An 11,957-nucleotide genomic window follows, 5' to 3' on the forward strand; every position below is an offset into this window, starting at 1 on the left:
CGCTTAGCCGACCGCCGAGGGCGACATTAAGCGTCCCCAGGCTAACAGGCGATCGGTCAAAATCAGTTCACGGTTCAGGGCGGCGACATGCAACAGTTGCTCACGACACTGCATCCACTGCTGGGCGCTGGCGTTGAGCGCGCTGCTGCTAAGCTGCTGAGCCAGTTGCGATACGACCTCAGGATGGTCGCCGTTGCTCAACCAGTTGCTGGCACCCTGCTGCACTTTCATGGCATCCACCACTAATGAAATCAGCCAGCTGAGGCGCTCTGCCACATCGTCGCTGTTCAGCGCAGGCAGCAGTTGCAGTACATCGCTGTTCAACGCGCTGAGCAAGGTTTCACACAGCTTCTCACGTGCCTGCCAGCGCTCAGGCTGTAGCAGGGTCAACGCAGCAGCAGGTGCGCCATTGCTCAAGCGCAGAGCGGCTCGCAGTACTGGCTCGGATTGCGGCAACTGCTTCTGCAGCCATTGCAAACTGGGCAGCTCTTCCGGTGGGGAAAGATGCCATGTCATGCAACGGCTACGCAATGTTGCCAGCAAACGTGATGGCTCACGGACGCTGAGGAAAAACCAGCAGTTGGCAGGAGGCTCTTCCAGGGTTTTCAACAACGCATTGGCTGCGGCCTCAGTGAGCTGCGCCGCATCCGGCAACCAGACAATCTTTGCTCCGCCCTGCTGAGCAAAATGGTAGAGCTTCTCGGTGACGTCACGGACCGCATCAATACCCAGTGAGGATTTGCCTTTTTCTGCTTCCAGGCGATACCAGTCAGGATGCGTCTGCGCCTTCATCAGCTGGCAGCCGTGGCAATGGCCGCAGCTCTTCAAGCCTTCTGGATGTTGGCACATTAACCAGCGGCTCACACCCCACACTAACGCATCGTCACCCATGCCATTAATGGCCTGTATCAGCAAGGCATGGTGTGCCTGACCGCTTTGATGACGGCTGATAATCTGCCGATAGGGCTGATTCAGCCACGGATACCAGTTCATGCCGCCTGACCTGCCAGCCATTTCTGTAGCGCTGATTTAAGTGACGATGTCACCTCTTCAATATTTTGTGTGGCATCAATGGTTAAAATGGTGTCATCGCAGGCAGCTAACGCCAGATAACGGTCACGTGTGCGTTCAAAGAATCCCAGTGATTCCTGCTCAATACGATCGAGTTCCCCTCGAGCACGCGCGCGTTGCAGGCCAATTTCCGGTGTCACATCCAGGTATAGGGTCAAGTCCGGACGGAAGTCGCCCAATACCGCATCGCGCAGGGTGGTCATCAACTGCGTATCCAGGCCACGGCCACCGCCCTGGTAAGCCTGGGATGAGAGATCGTGACGGTCGCCAACCACCCAGGCGCCACGCGCTAATGCAGGCTTAATCACGTTCTCGACTAGTTGAACACGGGCAGCATACAGCATCAGCAATTCGGCTTTGTCAGTCACCTGTTCGCCATCAATTCCCTGCTTCACCAGCACGCGCAATTGTTCTGCCAGCGGCGTGCCGCCGGGCTCACGGGTGAACACCACATCGTCGATACCCTGCTCATGCAGCACCGCCACGATAGCATCACGCGCAGTGGTTTTGCCCGCACCTTCAAGGCCTTCGATGACGATAAACTTACTTTTCATTTTTTTCCTTCATGGCCAGCCGATAGACCTGTACTGCTTTATTATGGCTGGCGAGATTGGTGGTAAAGGTATGTCCGCCTTTGCCATCCGCGACAAAATAGAGATAGTTGGTTTTTTCTGGATGCGCCGCCGCTTCCAGCGAGGCTCGACCTGGCATCGCGATAGGACCTGGCGGCAATCCGCTAATCGTGTAGGTATTGTAATCGGTCGGCGTTTCGAGGTCTTTACGCGTAATCGTACCGGTATAGTTATCACCCATACCGTAAATCACGGTAGGATCGGTTTGCAGCTTCATGCCGGTGCGCAAGCGATTAATAAAGACCGAGGCAACGCGCGCGCGCTCTTCCGTCACGCCGGTCTCTTTTTCGATAATCGAGGCCATGGTGACCAGATCTTGCTCTTTTTTATAGGGCAGATTGTCCATCCGCCCCTGCCAGATCTCATCCACCAGTTTATTCATGCGCGTGTGCGCACGCTCCAGCAGCGATACATCACTGGTGTTAGCCGTATACAAATAGGTGTCGGGGTAGAAAGCGCCCTCAAGCTGATTTGCATCCATTTTCAGCGCAGCGGCGACGGTCGCAAACTGATCGTCAGTTAGCGTATGTTTGATATAGGGCGCTTGACGCAGTTCGGCCAACCACTCCTTCAGGCGTGAACCCTCGACAAACCGCACCGGAAATTGCGCTTCTTTACCGCTGGCCAGCAACTGCAGCAGCTGCCTTACTGTCATATTGCTTTCAAGTCGGTAGGTTCCGGCTTTGAATTTCGCGAGCTCAGGCTCAAGTTTCAATAGCGGCCCAAACCAGATACTTTCCGGAATGATGTGCTGGCTTTCCAGTTGCGCTTCCAGCACGACCCGACCACTACCTGCGGGCAATGTGTAGATCTTTTCCTGATTAATAGTCAAAGCGGTATCGGCTAACCGTTCAATCTGCCAATAACTCAATGCCGCCGCGAGGCCGGCAATCGCCACAGCGCTGGCGAGTATTTTTTTCATTCGGGTCATGATGCTTCCATCTTCTGGCAACTGTTATACAGCTGCTGGTACAGCGTGCGTGCGGTGAACGAAACATCGTCAATTTTCCGCACAGGTAAAACCGGCATCAGGGCATTGCAGATCACCACTTCATCGGCGTTCAGCACATCGTCCCTGCTTCCTTCAATCAACTGACAAGCCTGGCCTTCCGACGCCATCTTCGCCATCAGATAACGGCGCATAATGCCATCGACACCCGCTTGCTCAAGACGCGGCGTGAAAACCTGATCGCCTTTGCGCCAGAATAAATTGGCCGCACAGCATTCCACCACCGTCCCTGCAGTGTCAAGCACCAGCGCCTCATCAGCATCGGTGTGGTCGAGCTGCTGACGGATCAGCACCTGTTCCAGTCGGTTAAGATGTTTGAGGCCGGCGAGCAGTGGATTACGCGCCAGTCTCACGGGGCTGGTTATCAGCGCTGCACCCTGCTGCTGCAAAGTGGCGTAGTGTTGCGGCCACGGCGAAAGGGAGAGGATGCGCGTCGGGGTTGCGCAACCGGTTCGGCTATATCCCCGTCCACCGACACCTGGCGTCAGAATCACTTTTAAAACCGACTGGGTTTGACCATTGGCGGCATGCTGCATCTCCTCGGCCAGCTGCGCCATATCCGGTAAGGGAATGAATAAACGCTCACAGCCTTCCTGCAATCGCTGCAAATGGGCGTTCAGCAGTTGTATCTTGCCTGCCACTACCGCAGCAGTGGTAAAACAGCCATCACCAAACTGCACCGCGCGATCGCGCGCAGAAAGTTCGAACTGCTCTACGCCGTTTATCCACATACCGCTCACCTTTGGCTACCCTGCCAGTCTGAATACCACTGACAGCGGTAAGAATCCACGTCACTGCGTGACAAAATATAAAAAAGGCCCGCATTGCGGGCCTCTGTTTGGCTGGGTAAGGCTTATACCTTGCGGAAGATCAGCGAGCCGTTGGTGCCGCCAAATCCGAAGGAGTTACACAGCGTGTACTCCAGTCCGCTCACCTGACGTGCTGTATGCGGCACGAAGTCGAGGTCACAACCTTCATCTGGGTTATCCAGGTTGATGGTTGGCGGTACCGCCTGGTCGCGCAGCGCCAGAATCGAATAAATCGCCTCTACTGCGCCTGCTGCGCCCAGCAAGTGCCCAGTCATGGATTTGGTAGAACTCACCATCACGCTGTGAGCCGCTGCACCAAATACAGACTTGACCGCCTGAGCTTCAGCTTTGTCACCCGCTGGCGTTGAGGTGCCATGCGCGTTGACGTAGCCAATCTGTTCAGCGTTCAGCTGCGCATCACGCAATGCATTCACCATCGCTGCTGCAGCACCTGAACCATCCTCCGGCGGAGACGTCATGTGGTAAGCATCGCTGCTCATGCCGAAACCGATGATTTCAGCATAAATTTTCGCACCGCGCTTTTTCGCATGCTCGTACTCTTCCAGCACCACAATGCCTGCACCATCACCCAATACGAAACCATCACGGTCTTTATCCCACGGACGGCTTGCCGCCTGAGGATTATCGTTATTGGTTGAGAGCGCACGTGCAGCACCAAAGCCACCCACACCCAGCGGGGTACTGGCTTTTTCAGCACCACCGGCCAGCATGACATCGGCGTCGTTGTACGCAATGATACGCGCAGCATGACCAATGTTGTGCACACCTGAAGTACAAGCGGTTGCAATAGAAATGCTTGGACCTTTCAGACCGTACATGATGGTCAGATGACCTGCCACCATGTTAACAATGGTAGAAGGAACAAAGAACGGGCTGATTTTGCGCGGACCGCCGTTAACCAGTGAACTGTGGTTGTCTTCAATCAAACCCAGTCCGCCGATGCCGGAACCGATAGCTGCGCCGATGCGACCGGCATTCTCATCAGTTACGACCAGACCGGAGTCCGCCATAGCCTGAATACCAGCAACAATGCCGTATTGGATGAAGTCATCCATCTTGCGCTGATCTTTGCGCGAGATGAATTCATCGCAATTAAAATCTCTTACTAAGCCCGCAAAGCGTGTTGCGTAGGCACTAGTATCAAAATGGTCGATCAGGCTGATGCCGCTCTGACCGGCAAGGAGAGCACTCCAGGTAGACTCTACGGTATTGCCGACAGGAGACAACATGCCAAGACCAGTCACAACTACACGACGCTTAGACACGTACGTCCTCCAGGGAGGGAAAAAATAACGCTATGTGGGGCAAACATAAAACTCAGGCGGTCGAGGTGACCGCCTGAAGATATTCATTAGCCTTGGTGGCTATTGATGTAATCGATCGCTGCCTGAACGGTAGTGATTTTCTCAGCTTCTTCGTCTGGAATTTCAGTATCAAACTCTTCTTCCAGAGCCATTACCAGCTCAACGGTGTCAAGAGAATCTGCACCCAGGTCTTCAACGAAAGAAGCAGTGTTAATCACTTCGTCTTCTTTAACACCCAGCTGCTCAGCTACGATTTTCTTAACGCGTTGTTCGATATCGCTCATACTATTTAATTTCCTATCAAAACTCGCTTTCGCGATGGTTTTCGTAGTGTATAAAATGTTGAAAAAGATGCAACAAAATCCCGGCTGGTCGAACCACGATTTTGCGCTATTCTGCGGTGTTTACCGCAGATAATGCAAATGTTTTCGTGATTATCAGACCATGTACATGCCGCCATTGACGTGGAGCGTCTCACCCGTGATGTAAGAGGCTTCGTCAGAGGCTAAGAATGCAACAGCATTGGCAATCTCCTGCGGGTCGCCTAAACGACCTGCCGGCACTTCTGCCAAAATGCCCGAGCGCTGATCTTCGTTCAGTGCACGCGTCATGTCCGTCTCAATAAAGCCCGGAGCCACGACGTTTACGGTAATGCCACGTGACGCGACTTCTCGCGCCAGTGATTTGCTAAAGCCAATCAAACCAGCTTTTGCTGCCGCATAGTTTGTTTGACCCGCGTTACCCATGGTTCCAACTACAGAACCGATGGTAATGATACGGCCCACGCGTTTTTTCATCATGGCACGCATAACCGCCTTAGAAAGACGGAAGACAGATGTCAGGTTGGTATCAAGGATATCCGCCCACTCATCGTCCTTCATGCGCATCAACAGATTGTCACGCGTAATGCCTGCATTATTGACTAAAATGTCCACTTCGCCAAATTCAGCGCGAACTTTCTCGAGCACGCTCTCAATAGAGGCCGCATCGGTCACGTTCAACAGCAGACCTTTGCCGTTATCGCCGAGGTAAGCACTGATTGCTTCCGCACCGCTTTCGCTGGTGGCGGTTCCCACCACTTTCGCACCGCGCGCAACCAGCGTTTCCGCGATTGCACGGCCAATGCCGCGGCTTGCGCCAGTCACCAGCGCTACTTTACCTTCAAAGCTCATGTTTTTCCTCTTATTCCTGTGTAAGCGCAGCAGACAGTGAAGCAGAATCGTTCACGGCTGCAGCGGTCAGGCTATCCACAATACGTTTGGTCAGACCGGTCAGGACTTTACCTGGACCGATCTCCAGCAACTGACCAACGCCTTGGGTGGCAATAAATTCAACAGCTTCGGTCCAGCGCACCGGGCTATACAACTGGCGAACCAGTGCACTGCGAATCGCCGCGGCATCGGTTTCACACTTGACGTCTACGTTATTAACGACAGGCACAGTCGGTGCATTGAAAGTGATGCTTTCCAGTGCCACAGCCAGTTTATCTGCTGCAGGCTTCATCAACGCGCAATGCGAAGGAACGCTCACCGGTAATGGCAACGCACGCTTGGCACCGGCCGCTTTACAGGCAGCACCTGCACGCTCAACCGCTTCTTTGTTACCCGCGATGACCACCTGGCCTGGCGAGTTGAAGTTCACCGGTGAAACCACCTGACCTTGCGCGCTTTCTTCGCACGCTGTACGGACAGACTCATCATCGAGTCCGATGATTGCCTGCATGGCGCCGGTTCCTTCAGGAACCGCTTCCTGCATCAGTTTGCCGCGTAATTCGACTAACTTGATCGCGTCCGCAAAGTTCAGTACGCCAGCACACACCAGCGCAGAGTATTCACCCAGGCTATGGCCGGCCATCAGCGTAGGCTGCGGGCCATTTTTGCTCTGCCAGACGCGATAAATCGCGACGGAAGCCGCCAGCAACGCAGGTTGCGTCTGCCAGGTCTTATTCAGTTCTTCAGCTGGACCTTGTTGTACCAACTGCCATAAGTCATATCCCAGTGCGTCAGAAGCTTCACGGAAAGTGGCTTCAACCTGCGGGTTTTCCACAGCCAGATCGGCCAACATGCCGACGTTCTGTGAGCCCTGTCCTGGGAAAACAAAAGCAAATTGTGTCATCTGTCGTTCCTGTCAATCAAAAGCGAACCAGCGCAGAACCCCAGGTGAAACCACCACCAAAGGCTTCCAGCAAAATCAGTTGGCCAGGCTTGATACGGCCATCTCGCACCGCTTCATCCAGTGCACTTGGCACCGAAGCCGCTGAAGTGTTGCCATGACGATCCAGCGTCACCACCACTTTTTCCATGCCCATGCCGAGCTTTCTGGCTGTTGCGCTGATAATGCGCAGGTTGGCCTGATGTGGCACCAGCCAATCGAGCATTTCGCGATCAAGGTTGTTGGCTTGCAGCGTCTCGTCCACGATATGGGCAAGCTCGGTCACAGCGACTTTAAAGACTTCATTACCGGCCATAGTGAGATAGGCTGGCTCATCCTGATGTTCACGATCCTGATACGGCAGCGTCAACAGCTTGCCATAACGACCATCAGCATGCAGATGCGTTGACAGGATACCCGGCTCTTCACTTTGACCCAGCACCACAGCGCCAGCGCCGTCACCAAACAGGATGATGGTGCCACGATCGTTTGGATCGAGGGTGCGGGCTAAGACGTCCGCACCGATCACCAGCGCGTGTTTGACCACACCGTTTTTGATGTATTGATCGGCAACACTAAGTGCATAAGTGAAACCTGCACAGGCAGCAGCCAGATCGAAAGAAGCGCAGTCATTAATTTCCAGCATCTGATGGATCATGCACGCTGAACTTGGGAAGGCATGGCTGGAAGAGGTGGTCGCCACAATAATCAGGCCGACATCGCTGGCCGCAACGCCCGCCATCTCTAGCGCGCGCTGTGCAGCCGCAAAGCCCATAGTGGCAACAGTTTCTTCTGGCGCAGCAATGCGGCGCTCACGGATACCGGTACGCGTGACAATCCACTCGTCCGAAGTCTCCACCATTTTTTCCAGATCCGCATTGGAGCGAACCTGCTCAGGCAAATAGCTGCCCGTACCGATAATTTTGGTAAACATCTACGCTTTGTCACTCCTGGCTAATACAGCGTCAAGGCGCGCCGCAATCCTCTCTGGGACTTGCCTGCGCACCGCCTGCTCTGCCTGCTCTATCGCCACGGCAAACGCACGTTGATTCGCCGCACCGTGGCTTTTGATCACTGTTACGCGCAATCCTAACAGACAAGCGCCATTGTACTGGTCGGGGTTGAGATGGCCGAAACGTTTAGCCAGACGCTTTTGCAGCCAGCGCCCTACCCATTTCAACCACCACGCCCGTTTTTTCCCATCCTCTGACGACTTGAGCAGAGAAAGAAACATTCTTACCACGCCTTCCATGGTTTTAAGCGTGACGTTTCCCACGAAGCCATCACAGACCAGCACATCCGTCTTGCCGGTGAGGAGATCATTCCCCTCAAGATAACCAATATAGTTGATTTGCGGCGTCTCCCGCAGAACCGCAGATGCTGTGCGAATCGTTTCCAGCCCCTTGGTCTCTTCCTGCCCAATGTTGAGCAGCGCGACACGCGGTCTGTCGATTTCCAGCACTTCCTCAGCCATGACAGCGCCCATGATGGCAAACTGCACCAGCATATCGCTGTCCGATTCCACATTTGCGCCGAGATCCAGCACCACCGTTTTGCCCTGATGCTGATGCGGCAGAACGGTCATCAACGCCGGACGCTCAATGCCATCCAGCGGCTTCAACAACATTTTTGCCAGCCCCATTAACGCGCCGGTGTTGCCTGCACTGATACAGGCTTGCGCGTTACCCTCTTTCACCAGTTCGAGTGCCACACGCATCGAGCTGCCGCGGCTGTTCCGAATGGCTTGTGAAGGCTTGGCATCACTTGCAATAACCGATTCGGCAGGGATAACCTGCACACGCCCCAGTAACGAGGAATCCGCTTTGGCAAGAAATGACGAGATGATGTCGGGATCACCGACCAGAAGAAGAACCAGATTCGTATGAGAGGCCAGTGCCTGCAAGGATGCAGGCACTGTCACGCAGGGACCGAAATCCCCGCCCATGGCATCAACTGCCAGGGTCAAACGTGTCAAGGTATCGCCTTGCGTAACCGCAAAGAATTACTTGGTGATAACCTTGCGACCGCGGTAGTAACCATCCGCAGTGATATGGTGACGCAGATGAGTTTCACCAGAAACTTTATCTACTGACAGAGCTGCGGTGGTCAGCGCATCGTGCGAACGACGCATACCACGCTTAGAACGGGTTGGTTTATTCTGTTGTACGGCCATGGACCTTACTCCTATTACTTACGCTTTAAACTGGCTAATACGGCAAAGGGATTTGGTTTTTCTGCCTCTTCAGGCAACTTGCCAAATACCATGTCCGCGTCGGACACTTCACAGTGTTCAGAATCATGCACCGGAACTACAGGCAGCGCGAGGATGAGTTCATCTTCGATAACTGCCAGCAAGTCGATTTCGCCGAAATCATTGATATCAACTGGCTCGTAAGCTTCCGGCAGTGCCTCGGCCTGCTCATCAGAAGAGACAGGACTGAAGCAATAGCTTACGTGAACAGCATGCGGGAATGACTGGTTGCAGCGTTGACACGACAATGTCACCTGCACATCAGCTGTTCCTTGCAGAACCGCTAAGCGCTGGTTGTCAATCGCAAACGACATGGTGCATTCCACATCACTGTCCACACTCACGACCGTTTCGGCCAGGCGCGCCACCAATTCAGGTGCATACACACCTTGGTAATCAAGGCGCTTTTGCGCGGCGCGGGCCAGATCGATCGTCAGGGGTAATTTTACCTTTTGCATAGGGCGCGCATATTAACTTTGTAACGTCATAGAGTCAAAGAAAAAGGCCGGTTTACAGCATCTTTCACCCGTTAGTCGCATCCAGTGCGGCGCATAGTTTAAAATGCCTGTCATCTTTACGCTATCTATTCTGAAAAAAAATCATGACACCATTAATTCTGGCCTCCACTTCCCCATTCCGTCAGGCCTTGCTGAGCAAGCTTGGCCTGCCTTTTATTGCCGTTGCGCCCGATTGCGACGAGACGCCGCAACCGAACGAAACCGCACCGCAGTTAGTGCAACGCTTAGCACTGGCTAAAGCCCAGGCGCTAGCCGCTCAGCATCCACAAAGCTGGATTATTGGTTCCGATCAGGTCTGCGTGCTTGATGGCAACATCACCGGAAAACCGCATACGGTAGAGAATGCCTGCCGACAACTGGCTGCGGCCAGCGGCAAAGTGATTACGTTTTATACCGGGCTCGCCCTGATTCAGCCTCAAACGGCACAACAACAGGTGGTTTGTGAACCGTTCAACGTACATTTTCGTCATCTAAGCCAGGAAGAAATTCGTCACTATGTGGAAAAAGAGCAGCCGTTGAATTGTGCGGGCAGCTTTAAAAGCGAAGGAATGGGAATTTGCTTGTTTGAGCGGCTGGAGGGGCGCGATCCCAATACGCTGATTGGATTACCGCTGATAGCGTTAAATAAGATGCTGATTAAAGTGGGCATCAACGCGCTGGGTTGATGCCCGGAAAATCAGGCTTTTTTCTGACGTAGCTGCGCCAGGCAGTGTTTCAGTGCATTATCCAGCGGCGCTTCCGTTCGCAGGACTTCCCCGGTATTCGGATGGGTAAAGGTCAGCGCTGCAGCATGCAGGAACAACCGCGCCAGGCCCGTTGATGCGAGTTGGCGATCAAAGTCCCGATCGCCATAGCGATCGTCAAAGGCGATAGGATGGCCACCATGCAGCGTGTGCACACGGATCTGGTGCGTGCGCCCGGTCACCGGACTGGCTTTCACCAGGGTGGCGAATCCAAAACGCTCTTCCACTTTGAAACGGGTTTCGGATGGCTTGCCTTCCGCACTGACGCGCACCACGCGCTCACCGCTTTGCAAAATATTTTTCAGCAACGGTGCCTGCACCACTTTCAAATGTGAAGGCCAGTCACCGCGCACCAGCGCCAGATAATCTTTCTGCATGCCTTTTTCACGTAACTGCTCGTGCAGCGAACGCAGCGCAGAACGTTTTTTTGCCACCAGCAAAATACCGGAAGTATCACGGTCAAGACGATGAACCAGTTCGAGGAAACGGGCTTCAGGACGCAGCGCGCGCAGGCCTTCAATCACACCAAAGCTAAGACCGCTACCACCATGTACAGCAGTACCCGATGGCTTGTTCAGCACCAGCAGATAATCGTCTTCATACAGAATGGCGTTCGCCAGCGCGGCAACTTTATCGAGTTTCGGTGATACTGCTTGCTCTTCACGCTCGGCCACGCGCACCGGCGGAATACGGACTTCATCCCCCGCCTGCAGTTTGTATTCGGGTTTCACGCGCCCTTTATTTACGCGCACCTCGCCTTTACGCAAGATGCGATAAATCATACTTTTCGGCACGCCCTTGAGCTGAGTGCGCAAAAAGTTATCGATACGTTGTTCGGCATTTTCAGCCGTAATGGCGACATAAAGTACGCCGGGATTCTCTGTTTTCATGGCGGCGATTCTAAATAGTGTCCCTGGATAGCGCCACCCCTTTTTCTGTGCTTAACTCTCTCTTTGTCGCGCCGGAAAAAGGTCATAATGATGACTTTTTAACCGATGCGGTGTTAAGCCCTGCAAATGAATAGGTTAAGGATGCACAAACTTCACAGCTCGGCAAAAGTCGCCTTGCTATATGTGAGTGAGCAATGGAATAATGCAGGGGTTTCTGCCCTGGAAAAATTCAGGCAGGAAAAAAGAGCGAAATAAGTCATTTTGCCGGATTGAACGGACACGCAGCAATGGCGTAAGACGTAATGTTAAATCAGGCACTTAGCGGGCTGCGGGTTGCAGCCTGGACGACAGACTGGGATGTGTGGATTTCTGAATTTTCTATAGCTATTCCACCTTCAGGCGCTGTTTTTCCTTATGAAAAACAGGCCACCGACAAGATTTGCGCCCCTTTAGCCGACGACAGCCGTGAGGTTGACGTCAGTGCATTAAGACACGGGGCCATCGGTTGATTCTCGTCCAGGGTAACGATGCCCGCAGCTACATCACTCATGTGAGAAT

General features: G+C 53.7%; 15 protein-coding genes. 2 read left to right on the top strand and 13 right to left on the bottom strand.

What is annotated here, in order from left to right:
- Positions 1–3: 3 nt before the first annotated feature.
- The 12 genes from holB to yceD form a co-directional block, all read right to left on the bottom strand.
- A complete protein-coding gene (gene holB, locus LH22_RS14315; protein ID WP_038647586.1) occupies positions 4–993 on the bottom strand; it encodes a DNA polymerase III subunit delta' in 990 nt (329 codons plus the stop codon).
- Positions 990–1,625 (bottom strand): dTMP kinase, encoded by a 636-nt coding sequence (gene tmk / locus LH22_RS14320; RefSeq protein ID WP_038647589.1) that lies wholly within the window; start codon positions 1,623–1,625, stop codon positions 990–992. Before tmk ends, holB begins: the two co-directional genes overlap by 4 nt.
- On the bottom strand, positions 1,615–2,634 hold the full coding sequence (gene mltG / locus LH22_RS14325) for an endolytic transglycosylase MltG (protein ID WP_038647591.1): 1,020 nt from the start codon (positions 2,632–2,634) through the stop codon (positions 1,615–1,617). Before mltG ends, tmk begins: the two co-directional genes overlap by 11 nt.
- Positions 2,631–3,443: an aminodeoxychorismate lyase gene (gene pabC, locus LH22_RS14330; RefSeq protein WP_038647593.1), complete on the bottom strand. Its 813-nt coding sequence runs from the start codon at positions 3,441–3,443 to the stop codon at positions 2,631–2,633. Before pabC ends, mltG begins: the two co-directional genes overlap by 4 nt.
- Before the next feature lie 122 nt (positions 3,444–3,565).
- A complete protein-coding gene (fabF, locus tag LH22_RS14335) occupies positions 3,566–4,807 on the bottom strand; it encodes a beta-ketoacyl-ACP synthase II (RefSeq protein WP_034830699.1) in 1,242 nt (413 codons plus the stop codon).
- A gap of 86 nt (positions 4,808–4,893) precedes the next feature.
- Positions 4,894–5,130 carry an acyl carrier protein gene (gene acpP / locus LH22_RS14340; protein WP_007885774.1) on the bottom strand — a complete coding sequence of 79 codons (237 nt, stop codon included), beginning with the start codon at positions 5,128–5,130 and terminating at the stop codon, positions 4,894–4,896.
- Between the two features lie 153 nt (positions 5,131–5,283).
- Positions 5,284–6,018: a 3-oxoacyl-ACP reductase FabG gene (gene fabG, locus LH22_RS14345; RefSeq protein ID WP_034830697.1), complete on the bottom strand. Its 735-nt coding sequence runs from the start codon at positions 6,016–6,018 to the stop codon at positions 5,284–5,286.
- A 10-nt stretch (positions 6,019–6,028) separates the two neighbouring features.
- A complete protein-coding gene (fabD, locus tag LH22_RS14350) occupies positions 6,029–6,961 on the bottom strand; it encodes an ACP S-malonyltransferase (RefSeq protein ID WP_038647598.1) in 933 nt (310 codons plus the stop codon).
- A 16-nt stretch (positions 6,962–6,977) separates the two neighbouring features.
- Positions 6,978–7,931 carry a beta-ketoacyl-ACP synthase III gene (locus LH22_RS14355; protein ID WP_038647600.1) on the bottom strand — a complete coding sequence of 318 codons (954 nt, stop codon included), beginning with the start codon at positions 7,929–7,931 and terminating at the stop codon, positions 6,978–6,980.
- Positions 7,932–8,972: a phosphate acyltransferase PlsX gene (gene plsX, locus LH22_RS14360; RefSeq protein WP_038647602.1), complete on the bottom strand. Its 1,041-nt coding sequence runs from the start codon at positions 8,970–8,972 to the stop codon at positions 7,932–7,934.
- A gap of 27 nt (positions 8,973–8,999) precedes the next feature.
- On the bottom strand, positions 9,000–9,170 hold the full coding sequence (gene rpmF, locus LH22_RS14365; protein ID WP_007885783.1) for a 50S ribosomal protein L32: 171 nt from the start codon (positions 9,168–9,170) through the stop codon (positions 9,000–9,002).
- Positions 9,171–9,184: 14 nt separating this feature from the next.
- A complete protein-coding gene (gene yceD / locus LH22_RS14370; RefSeq protein WP_034830691.1) occupies positions 9,185–9,706 on the bottom strand; it encodes a 23S rRNA accumulation protein YceD in 522 nt (173 codons plus the stop codon).
- A gap of 143 nt (positions 9,707–9,849) precedes the next feature.
- Between yceD and LH22_RS14375 the strand changes: the two genes are divergently transcribed.
- Complete coding sequence (locus LH22_RS14375) at positions 9,850–10,431, top strand: Maf family protein (RefSeq protein ID WP_167540450.1); 582 nt, start codon at positions 9,850–9,852, stop codon at positions 10,429–10,431.
- A gap of 11 nt (positions 10,432–10,442) precedes the next feature.
- Here the strand turns inward: LH22_RS14375 and rluC are convergent, their stop codons facing one another.
- Complete coding sequence (rluC, locus tag LH22_RS14380; protein ID WP_038647606.1) at positions 10,443–11,399, bottom strand: 23S rRNA pseudouridine(955/2504/2580) synthase RluC; 957 nt, start codon at positions 11,397–11,399, stop codon at positions 10,443–10,445.
- Positions 11,400–11,701: 302 nt separating this feature from the next.
- On the opposite strand from rluC, the gene LH22_RS20630 reads away from it, so the two are divergent.
- Positions 11,702–11,908 carry a hypothetical protein gene (locus LH22_RS20630; protein WP_141399045.1) on the top strand — a complete coding sequence of 69 codons (207 nt, stop codon included), beginning with the start codon at positions 11,702–11,704 and terminating at the stop codon, positions 11,906–11,908.
- Positions 11,909–11,957 lie beyond the last annotated feature (49 nt).

This window comes from Pantoea rwandensis (genome assembly GCF_000759475.1).
Classification (GTDB): domain Bacteria; phylum Pseudomonadota; class Gammaproteobacteria; order Enterobacterales; family Enterobacteriaceae; genus Pantoea; species Pantoea rwandensis_B.

Excerpts from the sequence above, each read along its gene's own strand:
- holB (WP_038647586.1), bottom strand. The coding sequence starts at position 993 with ATGAACTGGTATCCGTGGCTGAATCAGCCCTATCGGCAGATTATCAGC.
- tmk (WP_038647589.1), bottom strand. The coding sequence starts at position 1,625 with ATGAAAAGTAAGTTTATCGTCATCGAAGGCCTTGAAGGTGCGGGCAAA.
- mltG (WP_038647591.1), bottom strand. The coding sequence starts at position 2,634 with ATGACCCGAATGAAAAAAATACTCGCCAGCGCTGTGGCGATTGCCGGC.
- pabC (WP_038647593.1), bottom strand. The coding sequence starts at position 3,443 with ATGTGGATAAACGGCGTAGAGCAGTTCGAACTTTCTGCGCGCGATCGC.
- acpP (WP_007885774.1), bottom strand. The coding sequence starts at position 5,130 with ATGAGCGATATCGAACAACGCGTTAAGAAAATCGTAGCTGAGCAGCTG.
- fabG (WP_034830697.1), bottom strand. The coding sequence starts at position 6,018 with ATGAGCTTTGAAGGTAAAGTAGCGCTGGTGACTGGCGCAAGCCGCGGC.
- fabD (WP_038647598.1), bottom strand. The coding sequence starts at position 6,961 with ATGACACAATTTGCTTTTGTTTTCCCAGGACAGGGCTCACAGAACGTC.
- LH22_RS14355 (WP_038647600.1), bottom strand. The coding sequence starts at position 7,931 with ATGTTTACCAAAATTATCGGTACGGGCAGCTATTTGCCTGAGCAGGTT.
- rpmF (WP_007885783.1), bottom strand. The coding sequence starts at position 9,170 with ATGGCCGTACAACAGAATAAACCAACCCGTTCTAAGCGTGGTATGCGT.
- yceD (WP_034830691.1), bottom strand. The coding sequence starts at position 9,706 with ATGCAAAAGGTAAAATTACCCCTGACGATCGATCTGGCCCGCGCCGCG.
- LH22_RS14375 (WP_167540450.1), top strand. The coding sequence starts at position 9,850 with ATGACACCATTAATTCTGGCCTCCACTTCCCCATTCCGTCAGGCCTTG.
- rluC (WP_038647606.1), bottom strand. The coding sequence starts at position 11,399 with ATGAAAACAGAGAATCCCGGCGTACTTTATGTCGCCATTACGGCTGAA.
- LH22_RS20630 (WP_141399045.1), top strand. The coding sequence starts at position 11,702 with ATGTTAAATCAGGCACTTAGCGGGCTGCGGGTTGCAGCCTGGACGACA.